Source organism: Pseudodesulfovibrio alkaliphilus (assembly GCF_009729555.1).
GTDB classification, from domain to species: domain Bacteria; phylum Desulfobacterota; class Desulfovibrionia; order Desulfovibrionales; family Desulfovibrionaceae; genus Pseudodesulfovibrio; species Pseudodesulfovibrio alkaliphilus.
Genome location: NZ_WODC01000006.1, coordinates 204,173 through 220,635 on the forward strand (window position 1 = coordinate 204,173; position 16,463 = coordinate 220,635).

Annotated in this window: 13 protein-coding genes; 2 read left to right on the top strand and 11 right to left on the bottom strand. The window is 54.4% G+C overall.

Translation table 11 applies throughout. The features are described from left to right. Positions 1-152 precede the first annotated feature (152 nt). Both GKC30_RS10645 and GKC30_RS10650 read left to right on the top strand, forming a co-directional pair. A complete protein-coding gene (locus GKC30_RS10645; protein ID WP_196772857.1) occupies positions 153-590 on the top strand; it encodes a MarR family winged helix-turn-helix transcriptional regulator in 438 nt (145 codons plus the stop codon). Positions 591-636: 46 nt separating this feature from the next. After that, positions 637-1,839 carry an MFS transporter gene (locus tag GKC30_RS10650; RefSeq protein WP_155934708.1) on the top strand — a complete coding sequence of 401 codons (1,203 nt, stop codon included), beginning with the start codon at positions 637-639 and terminating at the stop codon, positions 1,837-1,839. Positions 1,840-1,927: 88 nt separating this feature from the next. Here the strand turns inward: GKC30_RS10650 and GKC30_RS10655 are convergent, their stop codons facing one another. From GKC30_RS10655 to GKC30_RS10705, 11 genes are all read right to left on the bottom strand, one after another. Then, positions 1,928-3,154, bottom strand: a complete 1,227-nt coding sequence (locus GKC30_RS10655; RefSeq protein ID WP_155934709.1) for a class I SAM-dependent methyltransferase — start codon at positions 3,152-3,154, stop codon at positions 1,928-1,930. Beyond that, a complete protein-coding gene (locus GKC30_RS10660; RefSeq protein ID WP_155934710.1) occupies positions 3,151-3,936 on the bottom strand; it encodes a sulfotransferase domain-containing protein in 786 nt (261 codons plus the stop codon). The genes GKC30_RS10655 and GKC30_RS10660 overlap by 4 nt, the downstream gene beginning before the upstream one ends. Next, positions 3,923-4,483, bottom strand: a complete 561-nt coding sequence (gene rfbC, locus GKC30_RS10665) for a dTDP-4-dehydrorhamnose 3,5-epimerase (RefSeq protein ID WP_155934711.1) — start codon at positions 4,481-4,483, stop codon at positions 3,923-3,925. Before rfbC ends, GKC30_RS10660 begins: the two co-directional genes overlap by 14 nt. Further along, entirely contained in the window at positions 4,483-5,535 is a 1,053-nt protein-coding gene (gene rfbG / locus GKC30_RS10670; RefSeq protein ID WP_155934712.1) for a CDP-glucose 4,6-dehydratase, read from the bottom strand. Before rfbG ends, rfbC begins: the two co-directional genes overlap by 1 nt. Positions 5,536-5,541: 6 nt before the next feature. After that, a complete protein-coding gene (gene rfbF / locus GKC30_RS10675) occupies positions 5,542-6,321 on the bottom strand; it encodes a glucose-1-phosphate cytidylyltransferase (RefSeq protein WP_155934713.1) in 780 nt (259 codons plus the stop codon). A gap of 476 nt (positions 6,322-6,797) precedes the next feature. Beyond that, entirely contained in the window at positions 6,798-7,679 is an 882-nt protein-coding gene (locus tag GKC30_RS10680; protein ID WP_155934714.1) for an NAD-dependent epimerase/dehydratase family protein, read from the bottom strand. 13 nt (positions 7,680-7,692) lie between these two features. After that, complete coding sequence (locus tag GKC30_RS10685) at positions 7,693-8,727, bottom strand: TIGR00180 family glycosyltransferase (protein ID WP_155934715.1); 1,035 nt, start codon at positions 8,725-8,727, stop codon at positions 7,693-7,695. A gap of 894 nt (positions 8,728-9,621) precedes the next feature. After that, on the bottom strand, positions 9,622-9,906 hold the full coding sequence (locus GKC30_RS10690; RefSeq protein ID WP_155934716.1) for a hypothetical protein: 285 nt from the start codon (positions 9,904-9,906) through the stop codon (positions 9,622-9,624). A gap of 185 nt (positions 9,907-10,091) precedes the next feature. Continuing rightward, positions 10,092-12,872, bottom strand: a complete 2,781-nt coding sequence (locus GKC30_RS10695) for a sulfatase-like hydrolase/transferase (protein ID WP_155934717.1) — start codon at positions 12,870-12,872, stop codon at positions 10,092-10,094. A gap of 20 nt (positions 12,873-12,892) precedes the next feature. Next, a complete protein-coding gene (locus tag GKC30_RS10700; protein WP_155934718.1) occupies positions 12,893-13,609 on the bottom strand; it encodes a class I SAM-dependent methyltransferase in 717 nt (238 codons plus the stop codon). Between the two features lie 12 nt (positions 13,610-13,621). After that, positions 13,622-15,445: an aminotransferase class I/II-fold pyridoxal phosphate-dependent enzyme gene (locus GKC30_RS10705; protein WP_155934719.1), complete on the bottom strand. Its 1,824-nt coding sequence runs from the start codon at positions 15,443-15,445 to the stop codon at positions 13,622-13,624. Positions 15,446-16,463: the final 1,018 nt, after the last annotated feature.

Here is a 16,463-nt window from a genome sequence, read left to right on the forward strand (position 1 = left end):
ATGGTCCAGCGTCTTGGCCGCAACTTTCGCTGCTGTCTGTCACATTGAAAGGAAGGCTTTGGCCAAGACGTTGATTTTATGGACTAACAGCATGTGAGCAGAAGAGAGATTTTTTTGTTGACAAAAGTATGGTGTCCGTACGATTAATGCACATGAATTCCATCATTGAGAAATACCTGCTGCTTGTCGAAAAGATATCAAATACGACCAAGGCTCACAAATCCTTTGGTACGGATGTAGATATTTACCGAAGTGAAATTCACATCATCCAGTTGATCGGAGACCGTGGGGAGGTCTTTATCTCCGAAATCGCAAGGCTGATAGGAGTGACCAAAGGAACTGTTTCGCAAATCGTCAGCAGGCTCGAAGCCAAAGGATTGGCTGAAAAATCCGTGGACAAAAGCAACAACACCCGCCAATTGGTCCAATTGACGCCAAAGGGTAAGACGGCCTATCGCGCACATGTCGACTATCATTTGCGGAAGCATCGGGAAATGGAATGCTACCTCGCCTCCTTGACAGAGGAACAAAGTCTGGTTTTGGAAAAATTTCTAACCACTGCGCATGAAATGATCGAAGATCATCAGTAATTTTTTTGCGCATAACGTATGGACACTAAACGATCAAGGAAACAGAATGAACAAAAAGCAGGAAAGTCGCATTGTCTGGATTGCAGCCATGATTCAGTTGATTAATATTATTGATTTTATGATGGTTATGCCGTTGGGACCGGACATATCAAAGGATCTGCCGGTCACCAATTCGGAAATCGGCATCATCTGCGGGTGCTACACTTTGGCGGTCGGAATATCGGGTATTGTTTGCGCAAAATTCCTGGACCGATTCGATAGAAAGCATGTTGCTCTCGTCACCGTGTTCGGTCTTTCCCTGGCAACATTAGGGGCGACTTTTTGCTGGGATTTGACAACGCTGATCGGGGCACGAGTGCTGGCGGGAATATTCGGAGGGCCGGCAGCTGCCATTGCTTTCTCCATTGTCTGCGATGTTGTCCCTCCCGAACGGAGAGGAAAGGCAATGGCCATCGTCATGGGGACATTTTCTGTGTCGGCTGTGGCGGCCATTCCCTTTGGGCTTGAACTGGCAGAAAAAGGCTCTTGGCGGACGCCTTTTTATGCCATATCCATCCTTGGTTTCATTTTGCTCTGGCTCATCTTCCGCTTTACTCCCTCCTTGAGGGAGCACTTGAAGAGTGAGCGCCAGACGCTATCGCTGGCCAAGCTGTTCTTTAACGGCAAGTTCCTGCTGGCATTCATGATGATGGCAACGGCGATGATTTCATCATATGCGATTATCCCGAACATTTCAGCGTACTTTCAACTCAACCTTGGGTATCCCCGGTCGTCGCTTGGCTTCTTGTACCTCGTCGGCGGGCTTTTCAGTCTTGTTTTGATCCAGATCGGGGGCAGGGCTTCGGACAAGATCGGCCCGATTCCGACCAACATTCTGGGAACAATTTTGCTGGTGGTCTTCCTGTATGATGGATTTATGCACCAGCCGACATCCTCTCTTGTGGTTGTGTTCAGCATGTTCATGGGGATGCACTGCTTCAGGAACATTTCGGCCACTACCGAGGCGTCCAAGATGCCAAAACCCCACGAGCGAGCTGCTTTCATGTCTCTGCTCTCCTCCATGCAACACCTTGGCAACGGGATAGGTGCCTTCCTGGCCTCTGCAATCCTGACGACCAGTTCGGAGGGTGACTTGGTTAACATGAAATGGGTGGGCCTTTTATCGATAGTCATGGCTTTGATCCAGCCGCTTATCCTCATCATAATCAGCCAAGGCAACACTCTCCGAAAGGAGCCGGTCACAGCATGACGGTCAAATTGCGTCGAACGTAAAACCATCGCGCTATCTGTCTGATAGCCGGGAAAAGCCATGTAGTGAAGTGGTCGCGTCTGGTTCGTCAATGGATTTCGAGTATAGGGATAGGCGTGACGAACCTGCCGCCCCAGTCCTCGATGTAGGCGTGCTGATGCATGATTTCTTCCTGTATGTTCCAGGGAAGAATGATGATGTAGTCGGGGCGTTCCGTCTTGATCACATCGGGAGCCAGGACCGGAATATGGCTGCCGGGCAGAAAGAGGCCCTGTTTGTATGGCGAGGCGTCGGCGCAGAAGGAGATGAGATCGTTCTTGATGCCGCAGTAGTTGAGCAAGGTGTTCCCCTTGGCCGCTGCCCCGTATCCAGCCACCTTTTTGCCGTTTTCCTTCTGGGCGAGAAGAAAGCGTAGCAGGTTCGCCTTGACTGTGTCCGCCTTTGCTTGAAAGCCCGTGTAGTATTCCAGAGTTTTCATGCCGCGCCGGGCCTCCTCGTCGAGGATGGCGGAAATGGCTTTCGTCAACGGTCGTGCTGTCTCCTCGGCATTGCGGGCGAAGATTCTTAAGGAACCACCGTGAGTGGGTAGCTGCTCAACGTCGAACACAGTCAGGCCGTTTTCAGTGAAGATGGTGTTCACTGATGTCAGCGAAAGATAGGAAAAGTGTTCGTGGTAGATGGTGTCGAATTGGGAATGCTCAACCAGTTGCATAAGGTGGGGAAATTCCATTGTTATGGTCCCGCCCGGCTTGAGCGCTATTTTCAGTCCGTTAACGAAGTCGTTAATGTTCGGTACATGTGCCAGGACGTTGTTGCCAAGCAGAAGATCAGCTTTTCCGTCGCTTTCGACAAAGCGTCTGGCGAAATCAGAGCTGAAAAAAAACTGACGAGTATCAATGCCTTTTTTGAGGGCTTCAGCTGCGGTTCCAGCAGTGGGCTCAATGCCGATGCAGGGAACCCCCTTCTTCGCGAACCACTGAAGCAGATACCCGTCGTTGGACGCGATTTCCACGATCAGCGAGTTTTGGTCGAGGGCGAACCTCTTCTCGGCCATGTCGACATATTTACGGGCATGCTCGACCCAGGATGCCGAAATGGATGAGAAGTAGACGTACTCGTCGGAAAAGATGTCCTGGGATTTTTTGTATTCGTCCACCTGAACGAGGAAGCACTTTGGGCAGACGTAGAGCTTGAGTGGGAAATACGTCTCAGGCTCGTCGAGTTGCTCGCGAGTGAGAAAGGAATTGGACGGGGGCTGGTTGACGAGGTCGATGAAGACATCGCCCAATCGTGTCTGGCAGTGGCGGCAGTTCATGGCTTATGCGTGACTCCTATGAGCGAGAAATCGATGTCTTTGAAATATCCAGCCATTCTGGATATCTTCTCGACCTGTTTGTCGCTGAGGCAAGCCTTTCCTCTGCCTGTCCGACCGACATTGAAGTTCGACCGCTTCTTGTCCTTCTCTATGAGGGCGATCGCTCCGGCGATTTTCTCACCCGAGGTCTGGATAGCATAGAATCCGCAGATTTCCTGAATGGTTTTTGGCTTGTCCGACATGACCTGCTCGTAGCTTGTCAGGTATATGTCAAGTGCATTGTTTTCGCGCACACGGTGCCAGGAGGCGAAAAATTCGATATACCAGGGTACGAGCATGTCGATTATCACATCCAGTTGTTGTTCCTGGGGCATGGCGCGATAGATGTCTTTCATGTGGGAGATGGCGAATACGGGAGTGTGGACACAATGGTCTCTCAGGCTTGCCACGACGTCGAAGATGTTGCGCACCAGCACGACGGGTCTGATCCCGCATTGTTGCATCACCTCGATGTTCTGGTCCTTGGCCTTCATGTGCATGCGGCTTGAGATGCCGTTGAAGGCCTGGTCTATCAAGGCCGGGAAATAGATGTCCTGCTCGTCGTTTTTAACCCCTACGCAGATCTCTTCGGTTTTGTAACCGCTGATCTCCGCCAGTACGTTGCGGAGAAATGTGGAGCCGCTTTTGGGGAAGCAGGCGATGAAGATGCGTTCGTTGGAATGTGAAGAGAGGGCGGCGGTGATGGTATAGAGTCTTTTCAGGAGGCTTTTAGTCGGGTGCATTGTTGGTCCTTTTGCATGCGTCTGATATGTTTTTGAACTGCATGTCACGGGTTGACATATCCGTTACGGGCAGCGGCCACACGATGGCGATGGCAGGGTCGTCGAAGCGGACGCCATCTTCACTTTCTGGAACGTAGTATTCCGTGTGGCAATAGAGCAATTCAGTGTCCGGTTCAAGCGCCTGGAAGCCGTGGGCAAATCCCTCGGGGATGTACATGGCCCTGAAGTTGTCGGGAGTCAATATCTCTGCATGCCATTTGAGGTACGATGGTGAATGCGGGCGAAGGTCCACGGCAACGTCGAAGCAGGCTCCGCGAATGCAGCGGATGATCTTGAGTTCAGCATGGGGCGGGTTCTGAAAGTGCATTCCCCGAATGGCTCCTTTGGCGCGGGTGAGCGAAAGGTTGATCTGCGCAATGGGTTTTTCCAGACCGATTTCGGCGAGCTCTCGGGCGCAGAAAAGGCGGGCAAACCGGCCGCGATGGTCGCTGACGGGTTCGGATTCGAGGACGTAGAGCCCCTCTATTTCTGTGCTGATTCTTTTCATCAGAGATTCTCGAAGGCTTCGATTTGATTCAGGGTCAAGGCCGCGCAGTCTGCTCCCGTGGACCATGCCTTGTACCAGGCGATGGTCCAGTCCAGGGCTGTGGAGAAATCGGATTTTGGCTTCCAGTCCAGGAGCAGGTTGGCCTTGGAGCAGTCGAGCCTGAGCAGCGTGGGTTCGTGGGGATGGGTATGCGTGTCCGGGCGGGAAGAGGCCTCTTCCCCCCATTTTTCGCCAAAGGTCGTGACCACCTCCCCGACTGTGCGGGTGGACTCGTCGGCCGGACCAAAGTTCCAGCCGCCACCGAAATCCTGGCCTTTTTCCAACAGTCGCCGAGCCAGCAGCAGATATCCTGACAGCGGTTCGAGCACATGCTGCCAAGGGCGTGTCGCCTGCGGCGAGCGGATGCAGACGGGTTCACCCCGGGTAAAGGATCGGACCATGTCCGGTATGAGCCGGTCCTCTGCGAAGTCGCCCCCGCCGATGACGTTTCCTGCGCGGACGGAAGCCACTGCGGTCCCGCTGTTTTTGAAATAGCTTCTGATGAACGAGGCTGTAACCAGCTCGGCGCACCCCTTGCTGGCGGAGTAAGGGTCGTGCCCGCCCATGGGGTCGTTTTCCCGGTAGCCCCATACCCACTCACGATTTTCGTAGCACTTGTCGCTGGTTACGATGACGACTGCCTTGACCTTGTCAGTCTTTCGGACGGCATCCAATAGGTTGGCCGTACCCATGACGTTGGTGTCAAAGGTTTCCAGCGGCGCCTTGTACGATGGGCGGACCAATGCCTGAGCTGCCATGTGGATAACGATATCCGGTGCGAAGCCCGCTATTGCAGAGGTTATCTCTTCCCGGTTGCGGATGTCGCCGCCCAAGCGGGTTACCGCAGACCCGACGTCGGCCAATTGGTAAAGAGAGGGCGAGGTGTGCGGGGGCAGGGCAAAGGCGCCAACCTGCGCCCCCATTTTTTTGAGCCACAGGGCAAGCCATCCCCCCTTGAACCCGGTATCGCCGGTCAGGAAGATTTTCTTTCCGTTGAAAAACCCGTCGAACATACTGTCCTACCAGACTTTCCATGGAGCCTTGCCCTGGCTCCAGATCTTGTTCAGATGTTCAGTATCGCGCAGGGTGTCCATGCAGCCCCAATAGCCGCTGTGCCGATAGACCATAAGTTCGCCTTTGTGCGCGAGTTCTTCCAACGGCCCGTATTCCAGATCGCAGTCCTCATCCGGGTTCAGATGGTCGAAGACCCGGCGGTTGAAGACGAAGTAGCCGCCGTTGATCAACTCCCTGGTGGCGTGCTCGGGTTTTTCCTGAAAGGAGAGAACCCGGTCGCCCTTGGTCTTCAGTTCGCCGAACCGCTGGGCCGGATTGATGCCGGTGACGGTGACCATCTTGCCGTGGGACTTGTGGAACTCGATGCAGTTGTTGATGTCCACATTGGCGACGCCGTCGCCGTAGGTGAGCAGGAAGGTGTCGCCCTTGACATACTTCTCCATGCGCTTGATGCGTCCGCCCTTGAGAGTGGATAATCCTGTGTCGGACATGGTGATCCGCCAATCTGCCTCTTCGTGGCACCCGTGCATGCAGACGCTTTCCGGCTTGCCGAGTTGGAGGGTGATGTCGTTGTTCATCCATTCATAGTTGACAAAATAGTCACGGATCATTTCACCCTTGTATCCGAGTGGGAGCAGGAAGTCCTTGTGGCCATAGTGTGCATAGGTTTTCATGATGTGCCAGAGGATCGGCCTGGGGCCGATGTTTACCATGGGCTTGGGGCGAAATTCTGTTTCTTCCCTGAGCCGGGTTCCGAGCCCTCCGCAGAGTATGATTACTTCCATGAATATTATCCTTGAATCGCCTGTTTTCTACTGTCTGGATTCCTATAACCAATCCAGGACATGCAGGACAATGCCTCACCCCGTGATATCCAGGAATCCGATGAGGTAGTATCGGTTTATGGCCGGAATGTCGATGGCCGGGTTCCTGCCAAACGCTTCCTGCCCGACGAATATCTTTCCGTTGCGTAGCGTCTCTGTTCTGTTTCATGCGGTTGGCATCGATAGCGCCGCATGGCAGGATGATCGGTCTGGCATTCCGAATCGAATATATTGGCGGCTTCTGGCGCAAATATATGGGTTCTTGGCGGGTCAGAAGCCGATGCAGACGAGTATCCTCCTGTTTCCTTTGGCACAGGCATGTGCCTCCTTTTCTGTCAAACTCTCCCGGAGGAAGAAGCTGGAAACTCCACTGCGCCCGACAGGATTGTCGCTCCGCACAAGGGGAGCCCATGATTCACCCCTTAGACTCAGATTTTTCACGCCCCCCGGCCCTCGTTGGATCGCACATGCGACTGAGCTTCGAGTATCATGTTCAATTTTCGGGAATCGCCCCAAAAGCGGAAAGGCTCGTAGTCTGGATAAGGGTAGTGGCCGAGGTTGAGAGCGATGGAACCGTTTTGCGCCCTGATATACTCCTCGACGAGCTGCAGGACGGTTTTGCGCTCTCCGCTGCATACGTTGATGATTCCTGAGAACGTCCTTTGCGTGACAATCGAAACAAGGTGGTTGGCAAGTTGTTTGACCGGCAGATAGTCCCGAATCTGCTGGCCGCCGGACATGTTGAAGTTTGTATCTCCCGCATCCAGTGCGGTCTGGAGTTGCGCAAACAGCGAGCGAGGATTCTGGCCTTCGCCGAAGGTGTAGAACAGGCGGGCCCATTGGAAGACGCAGCCTTGCTTCGGGGCTAGCTTCGAGAGGGATTCAAACAGGAGTTTTTTTGCCTGAGCATAGCATGTGGGCGGGGCTGTTTCCATGTCCTCAGACAACTCGCCCTCGGCCATGCCGTATTCCAGGCATGTTCCGGTCACCAGCAGATGCCTGAGACCTCCAGTGATCATTGAGCCAAGTAATGCCCTGTCAGCCGGAAGATTGCGCGTAAGGTGAAAATCTTCATTATAGTTGGGAAGGCCGTGCCATGCAAGATGGATCATGGCGTCGGGCGAGCCCAGGGTCGTGAAAGGCGAAGGCGGCGGATCAAAGATGTCAAGCCGTCGCCACTCGACATCGGCGCTCCAGGAGGGAATGCCGACGCTGTCTTCGTTCCGGTAGGTGGCGATGACGGAAATCTTGTTTGCCAACAATGCCTGGACAAGATGGTTGCCGATAAAGCCGGTGGCACCTGTGACGAGAACTCGCATGTGTTTTTATCGGTCAGGCTTTCTGAATGATGCGGATGAGGTGCTCGTATTCGGCTAGATCCTCAGGACTGAGAAGGGCCAAGTTCTTTGCGTGTACTTTTTCGTTCAGCAGTTTTTGCCGCACCTTCTTGTCCGCGTTCATTTTTTTGTACTGCGATTTGTGGAAGGTTTTGTTCAGGAACGAGTTCCATTCGTTCAGAATGCGGTCCTGCAGGGATTTAATCGGTTTGTCTTGAAGCCAGTAAAGCGCCAGCGCTCCGTTGACATAAATCATGGCCCGCTCCTCGGAGATGCCGGAAAGCTCCATGAGATACTCTGCCACGGCCCTTTTGGTCGCTGCCACTTCGCCCGCATACCGCTCATGGGTGGCCAGCTTGAAGGGGCTGCAGTGGTATCGGCTGTCTTGGTCGTTGATGGAAGGGCCCGCTGCAGTGGCCTCGTAGGCGACTGGCAGGGTGGCGTGCTTGCCTGAGGCTGCCACCATTAATACTATATATGTTTCCATTAGATAGTAGTTGACGATTTCCTCGGGCAGGTATCGGAAGACATCCTTCAGTGTCTGTGTACGCATGACGGAATAGAAGAGCGAGCGAAATCTGGCAAAAACCTGCAACAAGCGTTCGCCTGCCACTGGCGAATCGGTCGGCATGGAGAGGATGTCGTAATCAGTAGAGTAGACGACGGATCTGTCAGGGTACTGACACCCGAAGGTCAGGCCCATGGCCGAGGCGTAATCAGGATTATCTTTCAGAAAGTCAATGCACCGTTTCGAACCGCTGAAGGAGTGGACCGAGTCGTCAGCGCACATGAACGCATAGGGCGTCTCTATGCGCTCCAGAACAGGCGCCTTCAGCTTGTGCGGGATGGGAGCTCCGGGGCAATGTACGTAATCAACCCACGGAGTTTCCTTGGCAGCCATGCAGGGATTTCTGCTGGAGTCCACAATCAAAACGGGTGCGCCGAATCCTTTGTAGTGGGGAAGGATGTTGGTTTCGATCAGATGATGTCTTTCATGGGTGGGGATAACGACTGTTACTAAACTGTCCATTTTCTATCCTGGCTGTCTCGTCAGCCCGACACCGAGGTTGGGCTGGTTATGGTATTGTTTTGTTTGCAATATTGATAAAGCAGGGCGCCATTGCAGGCTCACCATGTTCCATGGGCGGGCGGATGCCCAACCACAAAAAATTACCAACAATTATCGACAATGTCCAGTTGGCGGACGGTTGGCTGACAGGCTTGAGAGGCTCATCATTTGTCCCGGCAACCATGGCGGCACTGGCCTTTGCCCCGCAAGCAGACTTGTGTGTGACTCGCTGACCCCAGGGAGGGGGCAAATCACGCCGAAAGAAGACAATTGCGTAACTTGCCGGATAAAAAAGAAAAAGGGTTGCGGCCTGTTAGCCGCAACCCTTGATCATTCTGGTGCCGAAGAGAAGACTCGGAACTTCTTGCTTCCCGACGGCGCGGCAATGCTTTGATTTTATTTGTCTATTCTGTTTCGGCGTGTCCTTTGTGCATGGGGAATGACCTAGCATTTTGACCCGGCTTCAGCAAGGGGGAGTTGGTATTCCCTCAGATGTCTCAATCTGTGTTGGGTAAGAGCATTTTGGCAGGAGTTTCGTAGCAAAGGCTTTGTTTTCACCAAAAAAACAACAAAAACAACGCACTATCGCTTGGAAATCTGTAAGACCCCATTCGTGACTTCATAGCCAAAGGCCTGGAGTAATTGGACCTGCTGCTCTGACGGTTCCTCCAGCATTCTCACTGGCTTGTTCTTGCCTGTTTTCCAGCACAGGCAGGAGTGCAGCCTTTTCATACTTGCCATGACGCTTTCCGCGCTCATGTGGATGTTAGCCCTCGCGAGCTTGAGTTCGATGAGTCGCAGATAGCACAAGGCAGCCACGCAGGTCAGGATGTGGCACCTGATCTTGCTGTCGGTCTAGTGGCGGATGGGCTGGAGGCTAACCAGGTCGTCATCCTTGGTCTGCCTGAAAGCGTTTTCCACCATGTACCGGTCCAGACTGGCCCGCACGATTTGGTCCGTGCTCCAGTCCGCCCGATCCGTGATGATGATGTTCTTGCCAAAACGATCGATGTGGCGACCGATCCGGTAGTAGTTCTTGCGAAAGCCCAGGCCCAGCCTCTGGCCCTCTTTCGTGAATTCCAGGTCGTAGAGGTTCTTCGGCAGGTGAAGCTCGTCGCAAGCGGCATGATATCTCGACATCCATGGCTATTGCCGTGACCTTGAGTACGGTTTTGTCAGCATTGAAAACCACTTTAGCGGCAACGTCCACCAAATCAACAATGGGCGGGAGTTCTGCGGATGGCCCGGCTGGCACTTCCTGCGAGAAGTGCTCATAACTGGAAAACGCCGCGTTCGGCACCATGAGCGACAGCAGGGCAATGGTTTCATGGAACGGATTGCGGACAACACAGGGATCCGCCGACCGTCTCTGCTGCGAAAGCCTCCTCCTGTCGGGTGGTCCAGAACCTGAGAACACTGCCGCAATATACAACCTTCGGATTCAACTCCCCAAGCATCGGCACTGCCTGAAGGATCTCATGAAACCGCTCAACTGCGCACTTTACGTGCTCCTGTGAGTTGCCGTGCATGAAGATGTCGTAATTGAGTCTTGCCAAGTCAATGGTCGAGCCCATGCGGGCCATGGCCCCCATATATACAATCTTTCGCTCGTGGTCGGACAGTGGCGGTTCCGGCACAGCGGCATTGAGAAAGAGAATTGCGCCCGGGACCGGGGAACCCGGGCCGCATTCGACGACCCGCATGAGCATATCCCAAGGCGCACCGCCACCGGACTTGGAATGGAACATGCCGATCTGCTCGTGGAGCGATCGCCTGTAAAGCAGGCCGGTCATGGATTGGGGATGCATCCAGAGGGAAGCCGGCGTGAGGCTCTTGGCCTTGTGCAGTTCCCTGGATGTTCCCAATGAGAGCAAGATACTCCCATTGGCGAACACCGATCCGGCCTCCACAGGGCACAGCAAGGCTTCAAGATAGGTTTCGGGCAGGATCGACTCCGCCGGGCACCATGTCAAATACGTCCCGTTGGCGTGGGTGAGCAGCGTGTTGTGCACGGATGCCTTGTTTCTGGTGTTATTAACCACGCAGAGTTGCATCTCCATGTCTGGAAATCCTTCAGCCATGGCGGCGATGGCAGCCACCTGATCCTCGGGTGCGGCCATGACCACCTCAAAGTCTCGTATGGTCTGTCCGCGAAGGGAATTCAGAAGTATACTTAGCCGAACCGGATTCTCGACGGCAACCAGCACAGACACCTTCCGGCCCTCCTGGGGTTCAGGGATCCCCATGACCGGTCGTCCCACGGGACCGTTGGCGATGATCATGGGAGACGGGAAATGGGTGAACTCGGTCAGCCGGATCATTCGCTCCCACGTCTTTTTCAGGCTTGCGCCCCTAGCGAAGCCACCCGCCCTTTCAATCAGCTCGCGTGTAAAAAAAGCCACGTCGCCAACGAAGTTGAACTCCCTCAGCCGTTGCGCATCCGGCTGCCCAAAGTGCAACCGACTGCCCACGCCGCCGGTATTTAAGCAGTTTCCGATGTAGAAATGGGGCGGTCCCATGTAGTAATAATCCTCGCCGCGAGGGTCCTGGTAAAACTGGTAGCCGTCGCAATAGGCGAACCCGGAAGACGGCGACGACTCCAGAGCCCGGCGCAGGTTGTAAATGAAATCCTCGGTGTACCTGTACTCGGGGGACACGGTGGCTATGTAATCCCCCTGGCTTTCCTCGAACCCGGCAGCCAGCATTTCACCGAGCTTCATTCTCTGCAAGGGGATGCGACGGACACGGAAGTCGTCGTCATAGTCCTCGCAAACGGCAGCGGCCATGCCCGTTTCGTCAGTGTCCAGGATCAGAATCTCGAAACAACCAATCTGGTCAATGAGGGAAACGAGTGCCTTGCGCATGGCCACGCCGCCCCGATGAATGGGCATCAGTATGGACACTTCGGGGAGAACCGCCGACTTGTCGAACGCCATTCCGGTCCGCTCATACAGATCGAGGGGTGTCCCGGGGCGATCCCCATATATCTCGTGGTACATGGCGTCGTATCGGGCCGCCATCTCTGGATGCCTATCAAGTGCATCCACGAGATCCTCGGCGCCGGGTCGCATGTCCACCAGCATTCTTTTACCGTCATTGTACACTGTGTACTTCCAGTCGTTGTCGCGCAAGCATACGCTTTGTACGCCGGACGGACACTCCCCGCCGATGACATGTTTGGGATGGTTCGGCTTGACGGCCCACTGCACCTCTATGGGCCGGCCCCGGTGCTCCATTCCATGAATCATGACCGGCAGGAGGCTGACCCCCATGGCCTTCATGTCATCAATGCCGACCATATCTAGGAGGGTCGGGGCAAGATCGATATTGCCAACCACGCCGCGAAACACCCGCGGCTCGATCCCCTTGCAATGAAATACCGTCGGAACTCGGATGCGCGATTCGGCAAACGAGCCGCCATGCCGTTTTTCAAACACAACAAAATCCTCGTTAAGTGTCACCCCATGGTCTGAATTGATCAGGATAATACCGTTGTCCCCCAAATCGAGCCTGGCGACGATGGACCGGACCTCCTCAGCCACCTCCTGCACATGGTGTAGGTACTTCTCCCCTGTCCAGACACTGGCCGACTCTCCGCCGTATTCGTGGAGATGGTCCAAATGCATGTAAAGGAACTTGTGTTCATCGTGCTTCTTGAAGCGATCAAGAAAAGCGACTCTTTCCGACGCGTCGAAACTCATATTGGGTGTTTCCAGCAAGCTCCCGTAGCCGCCTTCAAACACATCGAAACCGGACTTGGGATGGCAGGAATAGGTGTTCATGTCGTCCCAGCGGTACGTGCGGTAGCCGTGATACTTGAGGATGTCGGCCAATGTGACGGCATCCGGATGAAACTGAGGAATGCAGTTGGCGGTCTGGGTCGGCACCCGGCACAGGTCCGGAGTCAGGCTGGTGAGAAAAGAAGCTGATGATGGCATGGTTGACTGCGCTGCCGCAATGCAGTTGGGAAAGAACGCTCCAGAATACATCAATTCGTCAATGTAATTATCCGGCACGCTTTCATTGCCTGTGGCACGAAAGCTATCGCAGCGCAGACCATCAATGCATATCCAGACGATATTCCTTTTTTTACGTTTAAATTCCATATGAGCTACGGCTCTTGTGTTTAATAGGTCAGTGTGACGTTGAAGCGATACTCGGCCATGGGATAGCTGGGCAGGTCGCACTCCACGAAGGATATATTCATCTCGAACTCTCGGGCAAAATCCGCAAAGAAGGAGCGCGGGTAGTACAGGTGGCGGTAGGGCCCGTCCTGGCTGGTGGGATATTCCTCGCCCTTGTAGACCACATTGCGTCGATAGGACTCGCATGCGTCCATAGTGGCCATGTCCGGCACGTCGAGAATCATGGCCCGACCATCAGACTTCATGACGCGCAAGATCTCCAGCATGGCGGTACGGGCGTAGGCAAGGTCGCTGAAATAGAAAAACACTCCGTGACTGAACACCGCGTTAAACATGCTGTCGCCAAAGGGTATTGCAGAGGCCTCCCCCGTCTTGAACACCCCCTCGGGTATAGCCTTGGATGCTGTCTCGATCAGGGATTTGGAATAGTCCATGCCATACAATGATGCCCCTATCTCCCGAAACGGCCACAGCATGGCCCCTGCGCCGCACCCCACCTCGCAGATCACATCGCTGGCTGAAATGCGGAGCTGATCCCGGATGAGCCCGGCCTGGCGAAACCAGTCGCCAACGTTGATGCAGCCGGTTCTGGCGTCGAAGCCATCGGCCTTCATGAGGCTTTCAAGGTTGTGTTGCTCGACCTCGGCTCCCTTGCGGGTCCAAACGTCGATCCACCTGTTATCCCGTATACATTCCATTGTCCTCTCCTCCTAAGCGGCGATCTTGCCACCCAAGTACGCAAGCCCGTCGGCCAGGGCCGAAACAAGGTGCCTGTTCTCCTCGGGCGTTTTCAAGGCAACGCGGATGAAGCGATCAGGAATCAGCCCCGGCTTTGATGCCAGATCCTTGATCAAAATGTCATGTCTTGTGAAAAGATATTCTTGCAATGCGGCCCCCGAGGTCCACGATGGCAACTTGCAGCAGAAGTAATTGGCATGGGACGGATATACTATCAGGTCCGGGACTCCCTCGAGGAGCCCCTGCATCTCAGCGCGGTCGCGGATCAATTGCGTCCGAGAGGCCGCATACTCCTTTTTGTATTTGGGCAGGATATTGATGAAGTGCTGGGCAACGGAGTTGATGTGCCAGATGGGCAGCAGGTCGCGCATTTCCGCTATGAACCCGGTGTTGCCCGACGCCGCATAGCCCAGCCGCAGGCCGGGAATGCCCAGGTCCTTGCTCAGGCTTCGGACGATGACCAGATTCGGGTGGTTGGCCAATTCATCCAGTAAGGACGGGCCGCTGTCCGTGGCAATAAAATCCGCGAACGATTCGTCCAGGATAAACATCTTGAGATGCTTCAATGCGTTGAGCATATACCGGAGCTCTTCCTTACTGAAATACGCCCCGGTGGGGTTGTTCGGATTGACCAGGACCAACGCGTCCGAATGGGATCTGATGGTCTCCTCGACAATCCTAAGCGGGGCATGCCCCAGAGTGTCTGGATCGGGCTGAACCACATGGAGCCGCTCATCGGGCAGACTTCGACGGTATTCGTCAAAGCCGGGAGCGAGCACGGCGAACTTCTTCGCATACCTCTTGAGCGTAGCGATGATCTCGGAACCGCCATTCGCGACGGCAAGCTGAGACGTGTCGATACGTGCCCAGTTGGCCAAGGATTCGTTGATCTCCAACTGGCCAGCCGGGTAGTTCCGCAACAAGTCGCTCAGATTGAGGCGGAGCTCGTTTATCAAGCTGGTCGGCGGAAAATAGGAATTGTAAAGGTAGGCGAAGTCGTTGAAACCGTAGCGCCAATAGCCACCGTAAATGGAGCGCACCTTACTGAGCAGCGAAGCGCTGTCCGTCACATAGGCCTCTGCCCGCTGCAAGTCGGTGAAGTCGTCGATCTCGAACCAGCGATGCGGGGCGCACACGTGGGCCTTCAACTCCTGGTTGCCCATGTAAATAAGCACGGCCAACACCAACTCGTAATACTCGTTCTGTCCCCGAGCCTTTATATACAAGTCCATTGTGGGCCTAAACAGTTCGCGCAGGTATTTTCCCGTGAACGTGTATATGTTCACGGTCTTGTATTTGTCGTAATGATTGAAACTCTCCCCTTGATCCTTGGGAGTAATCATGCGGACAAGCTCCTTCTCCGGGGATAACTCCACCACGGTTCCGTCCATGTACGGCTGGAAACGGTCTACGACGACCATATTCTCGAACGGTTTCGACAGCATCGAATCGATGAGCCCCCCCTCAAAGAAAACGTCGCATTCGAGCAGCATGGTGTCGCGATCCCACATGTCGCGGGTCAGCCACAGGGAATAAATATTGTTGGTGGAATCCCACCGGGGGTTTTCGACGTAGACAATCTCAATGCCGTTCCACTCGTCGCCAAGCCGATTCATGACGGTTTCGCCTTTGTAGCCAACCACAACAATGAACCGCTCGATCGAATATTTGGACAATATGTTCAAAGCATTGACTATAAGCGGGGTTCCGTTGACCTCCACCAACGGCTTGGGAACAGTGTCGGTGATAGGACTGAGCCTGTCTCCGCGTCCTGCCGCCAGGATAATGACCTGCATTGCTCCTCCTCGTGGATTAAGAGGCAATTGTTGCTGCATTTTTTAACACGGGCATCATATGCAATAAACAGGCCAACTGGCCAGCCCAAGCCGGGCGGAGATGCCTTGCTGAAATCTGTCCGGCGACAAGCCAGGGAAGTGGGGCCCAGAAATGGCACCAGCAAAGATGGCTGCCGACGGAAAATGCTGCGCGGAAAAGCACAGAGGGAACACAGGCACTAGAAGAGTACTTCGGGAAGGTTGTTTGAATCTTGCGGCGACATTTCGGTATCCAAACGATGTGATACTTTCAGTCCAACTGCGCGTACATAGGCTTGAATTGCTCTTCATTTAAAGCCTCTCCTGTGCTCACTCTGAGCAGCTCATCAGGGGAGGCTTTAAACTATTCCCACAAAAGTCAAATTTTACTGGTCTCCCAGCAAAGCTGGGGGATTTCTCATCGGATTAACCAGCTGCTATCATCACCGGCAATCGAAGGCAGCCCGGCATATCCCTTGAGCCGGAGCCGCCTCCGCCATCCCTCTCGCCGTCGCCTGCGTGGATGACGACGCAAGCAAAGTCGCTGGGGCAAGGCCGTCCGGCGAAGACGGACGCCCGAAGGGCTCGGCCTTGCCCCGGCGGCTGCTTGCGTCACGCTCGCGGAAAAATCGGCGGGAGGAGCAAATATCTTGTCGCTGGAGCTTGCGCGGAGGTTTCGTGGCGTCATATGGTGGGGTATATCCGCTGGATACATCGGTCACCAAAAGGAGGTATGACGCACCCAAGGCGCGTTCATAAGTTTTGACGAAGTCTAAACTGATGAACGCTTATAGTGGCACTAACATGCCGTAACACCAAGCACTTCGCTGCCGTTCATTTCCAAACGGCACAGTTTCACATCCAAACGCCAGACTGGAACACAGCACCCCCGCCGGACAAACGACAGGTATCTAGAAATCTGTCGTTGTCGCAATTCCCCCACGGCCACCGCTTATGCGCAGGACGAACGAGCCTGCGTGGTGGCACCCTTTATTGAATG